Origin of the sequence: Micromonospora sp. HB375 (assembly GCF_017872985.1) — a bacterium.
GTDB lineage: Bacteria > Actinomycetota > Actinomycetes > Mycobacteriales > Micromonosporaceae > Micromonospora > Micromonospora chalcea.
Map to the genome: position 1 here is coordinate 6,808,831 of NZ_JAGGJO010000001.1, position 17,532 is coordinate 6,826,362.

The window sequence follows — 17,532 nt, forward strand, 5'->3', positions numbered from 1 at the left end:
GTCCAGCGGGAGTGCCGAACCGGCCAGCGGGGCCTTTTTGTCAGAAACCCGACAGAAATCAGCCGCGTACGGCGGCCATCGCCTCCGCGAGACGCCGGACGCCCTCGTCGATCCGGTCCGCGGTCACCGCCGAGTACGCCAGCCGCAGCGCGTGCCGGCCGCCGTCGACCATGAAGTCGCTGCCCTTCACCACCGCCACGCCACGCTCGGCGGCGGCCGGCGCGAGTCGGTCGACCTCGACGTCCTCCGGCAGCTCGACCCAGAGGAAGTAGCCGCCGTCCGGCTCCACGAACCGGGCCTCCGGGATGTGCCGGCGCAGCGACTCGGCCAGTACCGCCGACCGCTCGCCGAGCGCCGTACGGACCGTCCGGATCGACTCCTCGATCGCGCCGGAGACGCAGAACTGGTGCACGATCGCCTGGGCCACCATGCCCGGCGAGATGTAGAGGTTGGTGGCGCGCTTCGCGATCGTCGCGATCAGCTCGGCCGGGCCGACCAGGTAGCCGACCCGCACCCCCGGGCAGACCGTCTTGGTGAAGCTGGACGCGTGCACCACCACGCCACGGGTGTCCATCGACAGCATCGACGGCAGCGGCTCGCCCCGGAACCGGATGTCCGCGTACGGGTCGTCCTCGAAGATCGTGAACCCGTACTCGGCGGCCAGGTCGAGCAGCTCACGGCGCTTCTCCAGGGAGAGGGTCACGCCGGCCGGGTTCTGGTAGTTGGGAATCACGTGCGCCAGTCGCGGCCGTACCCCGGACTCCAGCAGCTTGCGCAGCTCGGCGGTGTCCAGGCCGTCCGGCTGGATCGTCACGCCGTGCACCTCGCCGCCCATCTGCTGGAGGTTGAGCAGCGTGCGGTCGTACGTCGGGCGCTCGACCACCACCGCGTCGCCCCGGCGGACCAGGTGGTCGAAGAGGAACGCGTCGGCCTGCAGCGAGCCGTTGGTGATCAGCACCTGATCGGCCTCGACGCCGTGCTTCTCGGCGATCCACTTCCGCAGGGGCGGGTAGCCGACGGAGGTGCCGTACGCGGTGACCCCGGCGGGGTCGGCGTCGAAGGCGCGGACAGCGGCGGCCTTGAGCCCTTCGACATCGACGATGTCCAGCGAAGGCGCGCCACGGGCGAACGAGATCAGCTGCTCGGCGGTCATGCGCAGAGCCTAGGGCCTGGCCCGGCGGGTCCGACCGCCATACACGCGAAGTTCAACATGCGGGCGGCCGGGCGGGGCACCGGGTGCGTCCGGGGGATCCGAGGGCACCTCGCGACTGTCTACGATCCGACGGACGCTGGCGCCGGTCCGACCGGACGCCGAAGGATGACGGGTCGCGGCAGACCCGGGAGAACAAGGGATGAGGCTCGTGACCGAGGACGAGGCGGGACGGCTCGACGACCAGCGGTTCGCGCAGTGGCTGGCGACCGAGGCCGGCAAGGCGCTCACCGCGCTGCGGGACCGGCAGGGCTTCGCCGACCCGAAGGCGCTCAAGGACGCCGGCGACCGCGCGTCGCACGAGCTGATGACGGCGGCGCTGGCCCGCCTGCGGCCGGCCGACGCGGTGCTCTCCGAAGAGGAGGCCGACGCCCGCCGCGCATGGGCGGACGGCGAGCGCGCGCCCCGGCACGAGGCGGACCGGGTCTGGATCATCGACCCGCTGGACGGCACCCGTGAGTTCTCCGAGGAGGGTCGGGACGACTGGGCGGTGCACGTGGCGCTCTGGCAGCGCTCGGCCGCGCCCGACGGCGCCCTGGTCGCCGGTGCCGTCGGCATGCCGGCGCGGACCACGGTGGACGGTACGCCGCTCGTGCTCGGCATCACCTGCCCGCCGCCGAAGCCGACCGACGGGCCGATCCGGATCGCGGTGAGCCGCAGCCGCCCGCCCGCGTTCGTGGGCGAGCTGGTCGAGATGCTCGGCGCGACCGCCGTACCGATGGGCTCGGCCGGTGTGAAGGTCTGCGCGGTGGTGACCGGCGAGGTCGACGCGTACGTCCACGCGGGCGGCCAGTACGAGTGGGACAGTGCCGCCCCGGTCGCGGTGGCGCTCGGCGCGGGCATGCACGCGTCCCGGATCGACGGTTCGCCGCTGCGCTACAACCGCGCCGACCCGCGCCTGCCCGATCTGCTGGTCTGCCGGCCGGAGCTGGCCGACCAGTTGCTCGACGCGATCGCGCGGACCGGGGTCGAGATGCCCGCTTCGACCGTCACCGACACCCCCGGTCAGGCGTTCGGCTGAGTGTCACGGTACATACGGCCAGGTGAATGAGGGTTATCGTCGGGCAGGTATGCGTGGCGATCTGAGCCCGGACACGGGCCGCCGACAGCCAGGGAGGGTCATGCCGGCCGATCGAGAGCCGCACAACGCCTTCGGGCAGCCGACCGGCCTGTGGCCGGGTCAGGACATTCCACGCCAGGCAGGCGGCCCGTCGCTGCCCTGGCCGGAGGCCGAGGTCACCTCGTCTCCGCCGCCACCGGCCCGGACCGGCGGCGGCGACCTGCCGTGGCCGGAACGGCCGGACGCCGGCCACCGGGACGCCGCCTGGCCGCAGGACGAGCCGACGGTCCACGGTGACCCCGGCTGGGCGCCGCACGACGACGCCGACTGGGCCGGGCCGGGTCCGGCAGGCGACGCGGTACGGGGTGCGGGCGCGGCGGCGACCGCCACCCTGACCGGGCCGCCTCCGGTGGACGCCCCGCACGATCCGGCCACCGGCGGGCCGGGCCGCCCGCCCGCTCCGCCGCTCGCACCGGGGACGACTCCGCCGCCCGGCGGCGCCCGGCGACGCTGGCGCGTGGCGGTCGCGGCGGCGCTGGCGCTGGCAGTGGCCGGCGGCGGGGTGGCGGTGGCCGCGCTGCGGCCCGACTCCGCGAACCCGCAAGCAGGCGAGGCGCCCGGATCGGTCGGCCCGGCGACCTCGATGGGCCCGGGCGCGCCGGCTACGCCGGGTGCGTCCCCGAGCGCCGACCAGGGCCTAGGTGGCAAACCCTCGGCCCGCCCGTCGGCCTCCGAGAACGCGGGCCCGGCCTTCGGCGGTACGCGGCTGACGCTGCCCGGCGCCTCCATCGGCGTGCAGAACGGGGAGACCTTCGGTCAGGCGCTGGCCCGCTCCGACCGGACGTTCGGCAAGCTGCGGATGGCCCGGATCTTCTTCCCCGGCCTGCCGCCGGCCTGGTCCGGCAGCCGGGCCGACGTGGTGGACCGGACCGTTGTGGTGTCCTTCAAGGCGGCGCCGCAGGAGATCAACACCGGCAAGTTCGACTCCCGCCTGACCTCCTGGTTCGCCTCGATCCCGCGCGAGCACAACGTCTACTGGTCGTACTTCCACGAGCCGGAGGACGACGTCGAGCGCGGCGCCTTCACCACCGAGGCGTACCGGACCGCGTGGAAGCGGGTGGCCGGGCTGGCCGCCCGGGCGAACAACCCCAAGCTGATCAACACGCTGATCCTGATGTGCTGGACGCTCGACCCGAAGTCCGGGCGCAGCTTCGACGCGTTCTACCCCGGCTCCGACGTGATCGAGACACTCGGCTGGGACTGCTACAACTGGGGCAAGAAGTGGAAGCGGTACGCCCCGCCGCAGGAGATCTACGGCCCGATGATCAACAAGTCGAAGGCGCTGGGCAAGCCGTGGGGCGTCGCGGAGACCGGCAGCGACCTGGTGCCGGGTGACCCGGGCACCGGCCGGGCGGCCTGGATCCGGTCGATGACGAACTTCCTCAACGGCCAGCGGCCGGAATTCGTCGCGTACTACAACCAGACCGTCAGCCAGGGCGACTTCCGGCTGCTCGACCAGCCGAGCATCCAGGCGTGGAAGTCCTTCTGCACGGCCTGACCTGACGACCGGACGAGAACGGGCGGGCGACCTCGGTCGCCCGCCCGTTCCGCGTACGCGTCAGATGCCCCGGCCGCGCTTGTGCAGCGTGCGCAGCACCCGGTCGGCCTGCACCGCCCGGCTCGCCACCGCCAGCGCCAGGTAGGCACGCGGCTCCTTCGGGTTGCGGGCCAGCGTGCGCCGCGCCCAGCGGACCGCGTCCCGCCGGTTACCCATGGCGGCCTGCGCGAACGCGATCTGACCGGCCACCCGAGCCTCGCCGTGCGGCACGGTGGCGAACTCCGGGTAGCGGCGCAGCAGCCACTGCAACGCGGTCGAGATGGTCTCCCAGCGCTGTGCGAAGTAGGACCGCTTGTGCCAGCGGACCAGCACGTACGGGCTTTCCACGTTCACCAGCGGCGCGTACCGGGCGGCGCGGAGCAGGAACTCGTAGTCCTCCGCGTAGCTGCCCGGGATCTGCTCGTCGACCAGGCCGATCGCGTCGAGCAGCGCGGCCCGGCGGATCAGGAACGTGGACGGGTGCAGCTCGGTGAGCCGGTCGCGCAGCAGCGCCTCCAGCGAGATCCGGGCGCGGTCCAGCGATCGGTCCACCGTACGGTCGTCGTAGCTGACCCGGATGCCGCAGCTCACCAGCGCGCCGTCCGGGTGCGCGTCGAGCGCCCCGAACTGGGCGGCGAGCTTGCCGGGCAGCCACTCGTCGTCGTCGTCGCAGAACGCCACCCAGTCGCCGGTGGCCGCCTCGATGCCGGTGTTGCGCGCCCCGGCCAGCCCGGCGGTACGGGTGTTGGTGATCACCCGGATCCGCCGGTCACCCCGGTCGGTCTCCAGCGACCGGTCCGGCTCGGACTGGTCGTAGACCACGATCGCCTCGATCAGGCCCGGGTGCGCCTGGCTGAGGATCGCGTCGAGCGCCGCGCGCAGCAGCTCCGGACGGTCCCGCGTCGGTACGACCACCGAGATGCTCGGCCCACTCATGCTCTCTCCACGGACTCGTCGGATCCCCGCTGGCCCAGATAGCCGTAACGGACCCGCAGGGGAAGCGTGGCCAGGCTGACCACGGCACGGCTGCGTCGCGGCAGGCGGTCGCGCCATGCCTCGTCGCGGCGCACTGTCAACGGCCCGCCGCTGAACCGCAACGGGTTGCCGGCGACGCTGTGCGCGCGGAACGGCGCGGCCGGCTCGCTCGCCGCGTCGGCCGCGTCCGCCGAGAGGATCCGCAGCGCGGCCGGGTCGTCCGGCAGGCCGGCGAAGTCCCGCACCCGGCTTACGGTGCCGGCCGGGTCGGCGGTGAAGTCCTCGTACCGCAGCCGCAGCACCTTGGCCCGGGAGGCGAGCAGGTGGAACGCCGCGTTCTGCGCGGTCCACAGCTTGCTCACCTCGAACGGCGAGAAGGTCGGCATGAAGTCCTCGCCGTCGACCACCTCGGGGCGGCGCACCTGCTTGCCCCACGAGTACGCCACCGCCCGGCTGTCCCGGACCAGGTGCAGGACCCGCAGGTCGAGCCCTTCGGCCCAGCGCAGCGCGAACGCGAGCGAGGCGTGCTTGCTGGAGTCCACCACGACCCTGGCGCCGGTCACCGCGAGCGCGGCCCGGTAGATCCGGGTGTACAGGTCGGCGTAGCGGCGCACGTCGGCGAGCTGCTCCGGCGGGAGCGCCTCCTTGGCGAGCCGGGGGATGTGCCGGGTCCGGTCGACCCGGTCCTTGAGCGCCAGCACGTCGTCCCGGTCGACCGCGTCCCAGCCGCCGAACGCCTGGTCGCCGACCTGCCGCCAGAACGGGCAGCCGGTGAACCGCTCGCCGCAGCCGCACCGCTCGTCGGCCCCGAGCGCCCGCTCCCACAGGTGCACGACCTCACCGACGGCGCACACGTCGGCGCTCTGCGCGAGCAGCAGCTCCAGCAGCGTGGAGCCGCTGCGGCCGAGGCCGCCGACGAAGAGGACCCGCGGCGCAGCCGGGTCCGGGCCGCTCATCCGCGCCGCCCGGCGGTCCGCTGGCGTACCCGGCCGGCGACCAGGCCGTCGATCACCGCGCCGACCCGGGCGACCGCCTCGGCGCGCGGGTCCGGACGGCCCGGGTCGGCGGCCAGGACGAACCGGCTCGGGTCGGCCAGGCCCTCGTCCAGCGCGGCGACCAGCTCGACCTCGGACTCGCACAGCCGCACCATGCCGGCCGCGCCCAGGCGGCGGGAGAACAGCTGCTGGTGGTTGTCGACGTGCTCGTCGTGGGCCGGGTCGCGGGGCACCACGATCGGCAGGTGGCCGGTGCGCCGGGCCTCGGTGATGGTGGCCGGGCCGCCGTGGCTCACCACGAGCGTGGACTCCGCCATCGCCTGCTGGAGTTCCTCGTGGCCGAGGAACGGGGTGGCCTCGGGCAGGGCCGGGGTGCGGCTGTGGCCGTACTGGAGGACCAGCCGGACCTCGGGCCGGGCGGCGTGCCAGCGTTCCAGCCAGCCGACCAGCCGGTCGAAGCGGTGCACGTCGGTGCCGACCACGACCAGCACGAACGGCCTGGACCGCCGGTCCCGCTGCTGGGGAATGTGCGCCATCAGAGGAGGTTCCCCACGACGGTCGCCTCCGGGTACATCCGGCGCTGCTCCTCCCACTGCACGAGCATCGCGGAGAGGAAGGGACGGCAGAGCCGGGCGGTGAGCGTCGCGCTGTCGATCCGGTCGTACACCTCGATGTAGACCGTGGGGATCTTGCGCATGCGGGCCGCCACCACGAACGGCAGGGCGACCCCGGCGCCGGTGGTGACGACCGCGTCGACCTGGCGCCGGCGGATGACCTTCAGCGCGAGGAACGCGTTGCGTACCAGGTTCTTGACGTTGCGTGTGGTGGGGTGGTGCGCCCAGACCACGTCCTCGCCGGCGAGCAGCGAGCGCGCGTCCGGGGTGTCGAAGGTTACCCATGCGCGGCGCCGATCCCGGTACCACGGTTCCAGGGCCAGGAGCTGGGCCAGGTGCCCGCCACTGGAACCCACCAGCAGGACCTGTCCCGAGTCCTCGGTTGACCCGCTCACCACAAACGTCCTCCCGTACGCGGATGACGCGTCCGGATTTTGTGAATGCCCCTCGGACGCGCGTCCTGACAACCTACTGGCGCGCCGGTGGGCAACTGAAGGGGCCATTGGACGGATCCTGGCTCGCCGGTCGGCTCACCTCGCGATTCCCGTCAACGGGATGCGCGTCGACCGGCCATCGGGCAGGTCAGCCCGGCCGCGCCCGGACCACGGGCCGGGACACCCCAACGAAGTGAGATGTGTCAGGATTCCGTCACCGCTCCGCGCGAGAGCCGGCGACGACGCCGGCTTACCGGGGGCAAGTCGGGCCCGGCACCGGGAAACCCGCCGAATGGTCAGCGCCGATCGGCCATTTCTACGCGGGCTGCCCACACCCGGGCAGGCTTACCGGAACGTGAGCAGACTTTCCCTCGTCGTTCGGATCGGGGACACTCAAGGCCACGGTCAGGTCCAGCTGTGCCGTGGACTGCCCGGCTCGGTCGAAAGGGAGCGACAGACTCTGATGCCCTCACCCCATTTGGCCGAGAGCGACGCCGACGGTCTTGCCCTGATGGCCTACCTGGGCTGGCTGCGCCGCCGTTGGTGGATCCTGCTGCTCGCCGCGGTCCTCGGCCTGGGCGGAGGGGTGGCGCTGAGCCAGATCCAGGAGGCGCGCTACACCTCGACCACCTCGCTGCTGGTGCGCCCGCTCGGCTCGGGCGCGGAGAACAACCCCAACGCCAAGGTCAACCTCGACACCGAGGCCCAGGTGGTCCGCTCGCTCGTGGTGGCCGAGCGGGCCAAGGCGCTGATGAAGGTCGACACCGGGGCCGACCAGCTCGTCAAGTCGGTGACCGTCAAGGTCCCGCCGAACAGCCAGATCCTCCAGGTGGCGTACGAGGCGAACAGCCCCGAGGGCGCCCAGTCGGGCTCGCACGCGTTCGCCCAGGCCTACCTCGACCTGCGCAAGGCCACCGCGCAGAAGTCGCTGGAGAACGAGACGAACACGCTCAAGCAGCAGATCGCCGATCTGCAGAAGCAGTTGAGCGCGATCGCCGGGCGGATCTCGGCGGCACCGTCCAACTCGCCCGAGCGGGAGCGGGCCGAATCCGACCGCCAGCTCGTCACCAACCAGATCAGCAACCTGTACAACCGGCTCAACCCGCTGAGCGCGGCCGGCTCCGATCCCGGCGAGATCATCTCCGACGCCCGGCTGCCGGAGCGGCCCAGCTCGCCGAACCGCACGCTCAACCTCGCCAGCGGCATGGGCGCGGGTCTGCTGCTCGGCATCGTGCTGGCGCTGGTGCTGGACCGGCTGGACACCCGGATCCGCCGCGGACGCGACATCTCCGACCGGGTCGGCCTGCCGCTGCTTGTGGAACTGCCGTCGCGCGCGCCGTCGCTCGCAGTCCTGCCGGCCACCCACCGGGCCTCCCGCGAGCTGGGCCGGCTGCGCAACGTGCTGCTCTCCGCGGTGCCCGAAGCGGCGCAGGGCGGGCGCGGGCGCCAACTGCTGCTCTGTGACGCCTCGGCCGGCGCCGCCGCCGGGTTCGTCGCCGCCAACCTCGCCGCCTCGTACGCCCGTACCGGCCAGCAGGTCGCGCTGATCACCACCAAGCCCGACTCGGCGGTGGGCGCGATCACCGGCGTGGCCGAGGGGCGGCACAGCCTCGCCTCGGTGCTGCGCCGCGACGTGCCCCCGCTCAAGGCGCTCGCGCCGGTGCCGGGGCTCGGCCAGCTCCGGGTGCTGGTGCCCGGCGACCTGGACGCCGAGGTCGAACTGCCGGTCGCCGGTCTGCTGGAGATCCTGCACGAGCTGTCCGCGCGCTTCGACCACGTGATCATCGAGACCCCGCAGCCCACGTTCGCCGTGGAGGCCCAGGCCCTGGGCCGGTACGTCGACGCGGTGATCATGGTGGCCGAGGCGGGCAAGACCCGCAGCGGTGAGATCACCGCCGCGCTCCAGCAGTTCGAGCAGGTGAACGCGCCGGTGATCGGCGCCGTGCTGGCTCCGCGCCTGCCCGAACCGCCCGCCGGCGCCACCCGCCCGGCGACGTCCGGCGGGTCGAACGCGTCGAGCGCCCCGGCTGCCCCGGCCAACCGGCCCAAGCCCCGGCCCAGCCCCGGCCCGTCCGCCGAGTCGACCATGGTGCTGCCGCGCATGCAGTCGTCCCGGCCCGCCCCGGCGAAGCCGGCCGCTCCGGCGCCGCAGATGCCCGGCAAGGCCACCCCGCCCGCCGCCCCGGGCAAGCCGGTGCCGCTCAACGGCACCGGCGGCACGTACCGCTCCCGGGGTGACGGCGACGGCCGCAGCTACGCCCTCGACTCCGGCGAGGACCTGGGGTGAACCGTCGGCAGATGCTCCGCGCCGCCATCGCCCCCGCCGTCGTCCTCGGCGTCGGGACCGGGTGCAGCGAGCCCGAGCCCAAGCCGGGCAAGGTCCAGGTGGTGGACCCGGGCGACGTCACCGCCTCGCCGTCCGCGGCCAGCGCTTCGCCGACCCTGCCCAAGGGCCCGCTGACCGGCGCTCCGGTCAGCACTCCGGCCGCGGCGACCCGCCAGGCGGTCGCGGTGCCGCTGCGGGTGAGCCCCGCGACCACACCGGCCGGCCTGGACGCCGCCGACCTGGTCTACGCCGAGTTCGCCGAGTCGGACACGCTGCACCTGACCGCGGTGTTCCACTCCAAGGACGCCGCCAAGATCGGCCCGGTCACCGAGATCCGGCCGGTCGACATCCGGTCGCTCACTGTGCTGCGCCCGTTCGTCGGCTACAACGGCGGCCCCACCGGCTTCCTCACCCAGTTCGAGAACTCCGACCTCGACGGCGTCACGCCCGACGACGACAGCAAGGTCTTCTCCGGCGGCTACACGTCGACCGCCGCGCTGCTCAAGGCCGCCCCGAAGGGGGGCCAGCCGCCCCCTGCGCCGATCGACCACACCACCGACGGCGAGGCGCTCGCCACCCGCGACCTGGCACCCGCCACCGAACTCACCGTCACCGTCTCCGGCGGTCCGCCGATGGTCTGGCGGTACGACCAGGCGAAGTCCGTCTGGGCCGGCAGGATCGGCAAGGTCACCGTGACCGCCGCATCCGTCATCGTGCTGACGATGGAGTACCGCACGCTCGACGTACGCAACCCGTCCCCGCGCTCGCTGCCCTCGGCGAACGTCTTCGGTGAGGGCGCGGTGCTCGCCGTGTCCGGGCCGAACAGCGCCAAGGGCCGGTGGCGCAAGCCCGGCCTGCCTCTGGTCTGCACGCTCGCCGACACCGGCGGCGACCTCCTGCGCCCCCAGCCCGGCAACGCGTGGGTCATCTACGCGCCGACCACCGCCAAGGTCTCCGTGAAATGAGCACCGCCACCCCGCCCCGTACCGCGCGCGGGTCGGTTCCGCTCGCCGCGGTGTCGCCCGGCGGGAACCGCCTCCGCCCGGTGCGGGTACGGCCGGAGGGCTGGTCGTGGCGGCTGCCGACGGCATGGCCGCTGATCGCGGTCTTCCTGCTGTACCCGCTGTGGTGGGTGCTCGGCGTGTCGAGCTTCGTGTTCGTCATCTTCGCGGTGCCGATGGTGGCGCAGATGCGCAAACGCGGCCCGGTCCGGGTGCCGCCCGGCTTCGGGATCTGGATGGTCCTGCTGCTCTGGGTGTTCCTGTCCGTGCTCACCCTCGACCTCACCGCGCCGAACACGCTGCCGCCCGGCGGCAGCGGCAAGTACATCGGCTGGGGCATCCGGCTCGCCAACTACGTCGCGATGACAGTGACCATGCTCTACGTCTACAACCTGCGCGAACGGGAGCTGTCCCAGCGCCGGATGGTGCGACTGTTCGGGTTCATGGGCGTGGTCGTGGTGCTCGGCGGCTGGATCGGCTCGCTCTTCCCGAACCTCAGGTTCGTCGCGCCGCTGCGGTTCGTGCTGCCGCAGTCGATCGCCGGCCACCCGTACGTCACCTCGCTCATGGAGATCAAGTTCGCCCAGGTGCAGCAGGTGATCGAGGGGGAGGCCAGCTCGCCCCGCCCGTCCGCGCCGTTCACCTACACGAACTCGTGGGGCCAGAACACCGCGATCCTGCTGGTCTGGCTGATCGTCGGCTGGGTGGTGCTGGGCAAGCCGCTGCGCCGCACCGCCGGCGTGGCCATCGCGCTGGCGGCGATCTTCCCGATCGTCTACTCCCTCAACCGCGGCCTCTGGATCGGCCTCGGCATCGCCGCCGCGTACGTGGCGCTGCGGCTCGCGCTGCGCGGCCGGATGGTGGTGCTCGGCGGGCTCGCCCTGGCGGTCGGACTGATCGGCGTGCTGATCGTCGCGACCCCGCTCGGCCGCACCTTCGACGAACGCCTGCAGAACGGGCACAGCGACGACATCCGCACCACCCTGTCGCAGGGCGCGGTCCGGGCGGCCAACCAGTCGCCGATCCTCGGCTACGGCGGCAACCGGGCGCTGATCGGCAGCAACCGGTCGATCGCCATCGGAAAGTCCGAGGACTGCAAGCAGTGCGGCAACCGGGAGCTGGGCAGCAACGGCCAGGTCTGGGCGCTGCTCGTCGGGCAGGGCTGGGTCGGCGCGATCTGCTACAACGCGTTCTTCATCTACTGCATCTGGCGCTACCGGCGCGACCACAGCGCCATCGGGATCGCCGGCACGCTCGTGCTCATCCTCATGCTCTTCTTCCAGTTCACCTACGGTGCGATGGAAGCAACCCTCGCCTACGCCCTGATCACTGTCGCCCTGCTGGCCCGCAACGACCGGATCCGCCGGTCGCTCGCGCCCGCGCCACCGCAGGGCACGATCGCCGGGCTACGGGCCCGGCTGGAAGCGACCGGTGACCGCTGATGGTGTTCCGCGTACCCCCGGACGGCGACGGCCGTGCCGCGTACCTCGGTGAACTGGCCGGGCTGATCTGGCCCGCGCCGGCCGAGCCCAGCCTGCGCCGCGGCGGCGCAGGCTGGGTGGTGGTGCCCTCGGCGGCCCGCCCCCGGCTGCTCGTGCCCACCGGCTCCGGCCGGGCGGCGGCGAGCGCGGTCCGGCACTCCACCGAGGCCGTCGGCCGCAAGGCCAAGCTGGTCCGGCAGGGCCTCGCCACCGCGTTCCGGCTCGGTCTCGGGCCGCTCGTCTTCCGCGACCGGCTGGTCGTCGACGGCGGCGGGCTGGACGCGCACCTGGCCGAGGTGCTGGGTGAGCCGGCGCTGGTCAGCCTGCACATCGGGCCGGCCCGCGCGAACCGCAAGCCGGTGCTGCAACTGCTCGCCCCGGACGGCCGGGCCCTCGGATACGCGAAACTCGGCGTCGACCCGCTGACCCGCGCGCTCGTGCACGCGGAGGCGGACGCGCTGCGCCGCCTCGCCGAGGTGCCGCTCGGCCCGGTGGTCCTGGCCGGGGTACGCCACCACGGCGACTGGCACGGGCACGCGCTACTCGTGCAGGAGGCGCTGCCGGTGCGGCTGCCCCGGGCCGCCCCGGCCGCGGCGCAGGCGGCCGAACGCGCGGCCATGGTGGCGGTCGCCGGCTGTCTCGGCGTACGCCGGGAGTCATGGGCGGCCAGCGGGCACGCGGCCCGGCTCACCGCCGCGGTGGACGCGCTCGGGCCCCGGCCGGAGGCCGGGCGGCTGCGCGCGGTGCTGAAGTCCGTCGCGGACGCCGACCCGGTGGTCGCCTTCGGCGCGTGGCACGGGGACTGGAACGGCGGCAACAGCGCGGTGCTCGCCGACGGCCGGGTGCTGGTCTGGGACTGGGAGCGGTTCGAGGCGGACGTGCCGGCCGGGTACGACGCGCTGCACCTGGCGGTGCAGGGCGCGATGAGCCACGACGGGGTGGAACCGGTCGAGGCCGCGCGTGCGCTGATCGCCGGCGCCGGGGCAACCCTGGCACCGTTCGACCAGACCGGTGGGGGCGCCGATCTGGTCGCCGTGCTCTACCTGGTGGAGCTGGCTGCGCGCTACCTGCGCGACCGGCAGGCGGAGGCGGGTGCGCGACTGGGGCACGTCGACACCTGGCTGCTGCCCGCCGTGGAGGAACACCTGGCCCGCCGGGCCCGGTGAGAGTGAGGAGTGGGGACGTGACGGTGGCCAGGGAGCAGGCGCTCCGCGCGGTGAAGTCGGTGAGCCGGACGGTCGGTCGGTTGACCGCCGGCTCACGGATGGTGCCGGGATTCCTGATCGTGGGGGCGCAGCGCTGCGGCACCACCTCGCTCTTCAAGACGCTCTCGCAGCACCCCGGCGTGCTGCCGCCCGCGTACCACAAGGGCGTGCACTACTTCGACATGGACTACCACCGGGGGATGAACTGGTACCTCGGGCACTTCCCCACCACGGCCAAGGCCGAGGCGGTCAAGGCCCAGATCGGGGTACGCGGGATCACCGGCGAGTCCAGCCCGTACTACATGTTCCACCCGCTGGCCGGGCAGCGCATCGCCAAGGACCTGCCCTCGGTGAAGCTGCTGGTGCTGCTGCGTGACCCGGTGGAGCGGGCGTACTCGGCGCACTCGCACGAGCTGGCGCGGGGCTACGAGACCGAGTCTGACTTCGAGCGGGCGCTGGCGCTGGAGGAGCAGCGGACCGCGGGCGAGCGGGAGCGGATGATCCGCTCGGCCGCGTACGCGAGCGAGCACCTGCAGCACAACGCGTACCTGGCCCGGGGCCGCTACATCGAGCAGCTGGAGCGGCTGGAGGCGCTCGTCGGGCGGGAGCGGATGCACGTCATCGACAGCGACGACTTCTTCGCCGACCCGCGCCCGTCCTTCGACGCGGTCTGCGACTTCCTCGGGCTGCCCCGCTGGGCGGACATCGCGTTCGGCAAGCACAACTCGCGGTCCCGTTCGCCCATGTCGGCGGAGCTGCGGGCCCGGCTGGAGGACCACTTCGCCCCGTACGACGAGCGGCTGGCGGCGTGGTGGGGACGCGTGCCGTCGTGGCGGCGGTGACCCGGCCGGACGCCGGCGGCACCCCGACGCTCACCGCACCGCCGCCCGGGCCGGGCGCGGGGCTCGGCGGCGCGGCCCGGCAGGGCTTCGCGAACCTGGTCGGTGTCGGCCTGGCCGCGGTGGCCGGGTTCGGGCTCAACATCGTCATCGCCCGGGGCTGGTCCGTCCGCGAGGCCGGCATGTTCTTCGCGGCCACCAGCGCGTTCATGATCGCCGCGTCGGCGGCCCGGCTCGGCACCGACGTCGGCACCGTCTACTTCGTCAGCCGCCAGCGCACGCTGGACCGCCGCGACCAGATCCGGGGCACGATCCTGGTCGGGTTGCTGCCGGTGCTCGCGGTCGGCGCGCTGCTCGGCCTCGCCGGCTGGCTGGCCGCGCCGGCGCTGGCCCGGGCCACCATGCCGGAGGCCGGGCCGGATGCGGTGACCGCGCTGCGCATCCTGCTGGCGTTCGTGCCGCTGGCCGCGCTCAACGACTACGCGCTCGCCGCCTGCCGGGGCTTCGGCCAGATGCGCCCGCTGCTGACAGTGGAGCGACTCGGCCGCACGCTGGTGCAGTTCCTGGCCGTGGCGGTGGCCGCCTGGCTCGGGCTGTCCGCCACCGTGGCGCTGCCGTTGGCCTGGGTGGTGCCGTACCTGCTCGCCGCGGTGGTCGCGCTGTTCTGGCTGAGCCGGCTCGTCGGCCGGGCCGGGCGGCAGGTGACCCGGCCGGTGCCGGCGCGTGAGCTGGCCGGGCCGTTCTGGCGCTTCACCGGGCCACGTGCGGTCAGCAGCCTGGCCGCGATCGTGGTGCAGCGGCTGGACATCGTGCTGCTCAGCGCGCTGCGCGGGCCGGCCGAGGCGGCCATCTACACGGCGGCGACCCGGTTCCTGGCGCTGGGCCAGCTCTCCAGCGTCGCGCTGTCCAGCTCGGTGCAGCACCGGCTGGCCGCCGCGTTCGCCCGCAACGACCGGGCCGAGGCGGGCCAGCTCTACCAGGTCGCCACCGGCTGGCTGGTGATCCTCTCCTGGCCCGCGTACCTGATCTTCGCGGCCTTCGCGACGCCGATGCTGGCGCTGTTCGGCGCCGGTTACGCCGACGGCCGCCGGGTCGTGGTGCTGCTGGCGCTGACCATGCTGCTGGCCACCGGATGCGGCATGGTCGACATGGTGCTCAACATGGCCGGGCGCACCGCGTGGACGTTCTACAACGCGATGACCGGCACCGTGCTCAACGTGGTCGGCAACCTGCTGCTCATCCCGCGGTTCGGCATCCTCGGCGCGGCCCTGGCCTGGACGATCTCGATCCTGGTCACCAACCTGGTGCCGCTGACCCAGCTCTGGTGGTCGATGCGGCTGCACCCGTTCGGCGCCGGCACCCGTACCGCGATGGCGCTCGCCGTCGTGGCGCTGGGCCTGCCGCTGGGCGCGGCGAGCCTGCTCGACGCCACGCCGCCGGTGCTCGCGCTGGTGAGCGCCGTCGGCCTGGCCGCGTACGCGGCGGGTGTCTGGCGCTGGCGGCGCACGCTGAACCTCGACGCGCTGCGGTCCCTTCGCCGCGGCCGCAACCGCGCCGGGTCGGACCCGGCCGCCCAGTCCTGACCGATCCTGCGCACCGATGGGACCTTCGATGACCAGCGACTCCCCCCTCGCCCCGCACTCCGGGCTGTCCACCGTGAAGGCCGCGAAGCTCGCCGCGGTCGGCCTGCTGGCGGACCGCAAGGAACGCCGCGAGCTGGAACGGCCGGTGGAGGCGGGCAACCGCCGCCTCACGCTGAAGGTGGAGCGCCCGATCTTCATCCTGGGGGCCCCGCGTTCCGGCACCACGTTCCTGGGCAGTTGCGTCGGCGCGCTGCCGGACGTGTCGTACCACTTCGAGCCGCGCCTGACCAAGGCGGTCGCCCGCTGTGTCTACGAGGGAAGCTGGACGCCGCAGCGGGCGGCCCGCTACTTCCGGGGCTACTACGGCGCGCTGCTCGCCGCGTCCGGGCACGGTGGACTGCGCTTCGCCGAGAAGGACCCGGAGAACTGCTTCATCGTGCCGTTCCTGACCGAGGTCTTCCCGGACGCGGTCTTCCTGCACGTCTACCGGGACGGCCGGGACGTGGCGGTGTCGCACGCCGAGCAGCCCTGGCTGAACGCCGCGTCCACCGGCACCGGTCGCAGCGGCCGGGGCGGTACGCCCTGGGGCGCCGCGCCGCGGTTCTGGGTGGAGCCGGAGCGGCGCGACGAGTTCACGCAGGTCTCCGACCTGGGCCGGTCGGCCTGGATGTGGCGGCGCTTCACCAGCAGCGCGCTCACCCAGCTCGCCGAGCTGCCCGCGGACCGGGTGCGGCACCTGCGCTACGAGGACGTCGTCACCCGGCCGGCGGAGGCCGCCGAGGTGGTCGCCGACTTCCTGGAGGTACGCGACCCGGCCGGCCGGGCGGCGTTGCACGCCCGCTTCGCCAAGGCCCGGCCGGGCTCGGTGGGGCGCTGGCGGCAGCGACTGACCGAAAAGGATCTGGCCGATGTGCTGGCGCAGGCCGGACCGCTGCTGACCGAGCTCGGCTACCCCGCCTGAGCGCTCCTCCCCGGGTAGAGTGCCAGGGGTCGCCCGCCCGGCCCGGCGTGCCTCTCCGCTCACGCGGATCCGTCAGGGCCCCACCGTGGCCGGCGACCGTCCTGGGGAGAGGTTGCGGTGGTACGACGGTTACGACTGACGATGGCTGCCGTGCTGGGCCTGGCCTTGCTGGCACCGGCCGTGACGGCCTGTGAGATCGGCTCCGAACGGTCCGACGAGGGGACCACGGCGGCGCCGCCTCCACCGACCGTGACGCCGCGGACCGCGCCGGTCCGCACCACCGGCCGCGGGCCGGAGCCGCCGGAGCAGGGCGCCTGGCTCGGCACCTGGGTCAAGCCGCAGTACCACACCGCCACCGGGCGGGCCGCCGCGTTCGACGAGTTCAACCGGGCCGCCGGCGGCACACTCGCCATCGCGCACATGTTCCACGAGTGGAACGAGCCGTTCCCGGGCGCCAGCGAGCGGGCGTTCCAGGCCCGGGGCAGGCTTCAGATGATCTCCTGGCAGGGCACCGACACCCGCTCCACGGTCAGCGGCATCTACGACACGCTGATCCGGGAACGCGCGCGCGACGTCAAGGAGTTCGGCGTTCCGGTGCTGCTGCGCTACCGGTGGGAGATGGACCGGCCGAACCTGGCCGCGAGCATGCACTCGCCGGAGGACTACGTCGCCGCGTGGAAGCACGTCCGCGGCATCTTCACGGAGATGGGCGTCACCAACGCGGCCTGGGTGTGGTGCCCGCACGCGGACGGCTTCGCCGAGCCGCAGCGCCGGGCCGCCGCCTACTACCCCGGCGACGACCAGGTCGACTGGCTCTGCGCCGACGTCTATCCCAGCCCGGAGTGGAACAGCTTCTCCAACCGCATGGACCACTTCATGGCGTTCGCCAAGAAGCACCCGCGGCCGGTCGTCATCGGCGAGTTCGGCCTGACCCAGGACGGGCGTCCGGGCCAGCGCGCCGACTGGATGCGCGAGGTCGGGCCGTACCTGAAGAAGCACCCGCAGATCAAGGCGGCGGTCTACTTCGCGGCGAAGCAGACGCAGAAGCCGATTTACGACAGCACGTTCGGCGACGACCCGGAAAGCGAGAAGGTCTTCCGGGAGATGGCGACGGATCCGTACTTCCAGCCGCCGATGCCCGACCTGAGCGTCCCCTCAGGGACACCCTCCGTGTCCGGCGAGTGATAGTCGCTCGTCTTTTCGTGCGACCCGGGCCGTTTCCTCGGCCAAAAAGGCCGATCCCGGGTGGAC

Annotated in this window: 15 protein-coding genes; 10 read left to right on the plus strand and 5 right to left on the minus strand. The window is 73.4% G+C overall.

The features are described 5' to 3' along the window. Positions 1–58 precede the first annotated feature (58 nt). The gene (locus tag J3R08_RS30375) at positions 59–1,153 is read right to left on the minus strand and encodes a PLP-dependent aminotransferase family protein (protein WP_030499384.1); all 1,095 of its coding nucleotides are present in this window, start codon (positions 1,151–1,153) and stop codon (positions 59–61) included. 199 nt (positions 1,154–1,352) lie between these two features. Here J3R08_RS30375 and J3R08_RS30380 point away from each other — a divergent pair, with 199 nt between their 5' ends. Together J3R08_RS30380 and J3R08_RS30385 are read left to right on the plus strand one after the other, a co-directional pair. Then, a complete protein-coding gene (locus J3R08_RS30380) occupies positions 1,353–2,231 on the plus strand; it encodes a 3'(2'),5'-bisphosphate nucleotidase CysQ (protein ID WP_209963729.1) in 879 nt (292 codons plus the stop codon). 100 nt (positions 2,232–2,331) lie between these two features. After that, the gene (locus tag J3R08_RS30385) at positions 2,332–3,828 is read left to right on the plus strand and encodes a hypothetical protein (protein ID WP_209963732.1); all 1,497 of its coding nucleotides are present in this window, start codon (positions 2,332–2,334) and stop codon (positions 3,826–3,828) included. 60 nt (positions 3,829–3,888) lie between these two features. Here the strand turns inward: J3R08_RS30385 and J3R08_RS30390 are convergent, their stop codons facing one another. From J3R08_RS30390 to J3R08_RS30405, 4 genes are read right to left on the minus strand one after another with little or no spacing between them, the layout of a single operon-like run. Continuing rightward, positions 3,889–4,803, minus strand: coding sequence for a glycosyltransferase family 2 protein (locus J3R08_RS30390; RefSeq protein WP_013289266.1), 915 nt, complete (start codon positions 4,801–4,803; stop codon positions 3,889–3,891). Beyond that, positions 4,800–5,798, minus strand: coding sequence for a sulfotransferase (locus J3R08_RS30395; protein WP_043327767.1), 999 nt, complete (start codon positions 5,796–5,798; stop codon positions 4,800–4,802). The genes J3R08_RS30390 and J3R08_RS30395 overlap by 4 nt, the downstream gene beginning before the upstream one ends. After that, complete coding sequence (locus tag J3R08_RS30400; protein WP_113974519.1) at positions 5,795–6,373, minus strand: glycosyltransferase; 579 nt, start codon at positions 6,371–6,373, stop codon at positions 5,795–5,797. Before J3R08_RS30400 ends, J3R08_RS30395 begins: the two co-directional genes overlap by 4 nt. Continuing rightward, positions 6,373–6,849 carry a polysaccharide biosynthesis protein gene (locus tag J3R08_RS30405; RefSeq protein ID WP_030499390.1) on the minus strand — a complete coding sequence of 159 codons (477 nt, stop codon included), beginning with the start codon at positions 6,847–6,849 and terminating at the stop codon, positions 6,373–6,375. Before J3R08_RS30405 ends, J3R08_RS30400 begins: the two co-directional genes overlap by 1 nt. Before the next feature lie 499 nt (positions 6,850–7,348). Here J3R08_RS30405 and J3R08_RS30410 point away from each other — a divergent pair, with 499 nt between their 5' ends. From J3R08_RS30410 to J3R08_RS30445, 8 genes are all read left to right on the plus strand, one after another. After that, on the plus strand, positions 7,349–9,172 hold the full coding sequence (locus J3R08_RS30410; protein WP_209963734.1) for a Wzz/FepE/Etk N-terminal domain-containing protein: 1,824 nt from the start codon (positions 7,349–7,351) through the stop codon (positions 9,170–9,172). Further along, on the plus strand, positions 9,169–10,176 hold the full coding sequence (locus J3R08_RS30415) for a DUF3048 domain-containing protein (protein ID WP_104115629.1): 1,008 nt from the start codon (positions 9,169–9,171) through the stop codon (positions 10,174–10,176). The genes J3R08_RS30410 and J3R08_RS30415 overlap by 4 nt, the downstream gene beginning before the upstream one ends. Continuing rightward, a complete protein-coding gene (locus tag J3R08_RS30420; protein ID WP_069089222.1) occupies positions 10,173–11,654 on the plus strand; it encodes an O-antigen ligase in 1,482 nt (493 codons plus the stop codon). The genes J3R08_RS30415 and J3R08_RS30420 overlap by 4 nt, the downstream gene beginning before the upstream one ends. Continuing rightward, the gene (locus tag J3R08_RS30425) at positions 11,654–12,859 is read left to right on the plus strand and encodes a hypothetical protein (RefSeq protein WP_064448107.1); all 1,206 of its coding nucleotides are present in this window, start codon (positions 11,654–11,656) and stop codon (positions 12,857–12,859) included. The genes J3R08_RS30420 and J3R08_RS30425 overlap by 1 nt, the downstream gene beginning before the upstream one ends. Positions 12,860–12,876: 17 nt before the next feature. Next, a complete protein-coding gene (locus J3R08_RS30430) occupies positions 12,877–13,740 on the plus strand; it encodes a sulfotransferase (RefSeq protein WP_043327762.1) in 864 nt (287 codons plus the stop codon). Further along, positions 13,707–15,320 (plus strand): oligosaccharide flippase family protein, encoded by a 1,614-nt coding sequence (locus J3R08_RS30435; protein ID WP_166456767.1) that lies wholly within the window; start codon positions 13,707–13,709, stop codon positions 15,318–15,320. The genes J3R08_RS30430 and J3R08_RS30435 overlap by 34 nt, the downstream gene beginning before the upstream one ends. A gap of 28 nt (positions 15,321–15,348) precedes the next feature. After that, positions 15,349–16,281: a sulfotransferase gene (locus J3R08_RS30440; RefSeq protein ID WP_069090049.1), complete on the plus strand. Its 933-nt coding sequence runs from the start codon at positions 15,349–15,351 to the stop codon at positions 16,279–16,281. Positions 16,282–16,422: 141 nt separating this feature from the next. Then, positions 16,423–17,466 carry a glycoside hydrolase family 26 protein gene (locus tag J3R08_RS30445; RefSeq protein ID WP_043327759.1) on the plus strand — a complete coding sequence of 348 codons (1,044 nt, stop codon included), beginning with the start codon at positions 16,423–16,425 and terminating at the stop codon, positions 17,464–17,466. Positions 17,467–17,532 lie beyond the last annotated feature (66 nt).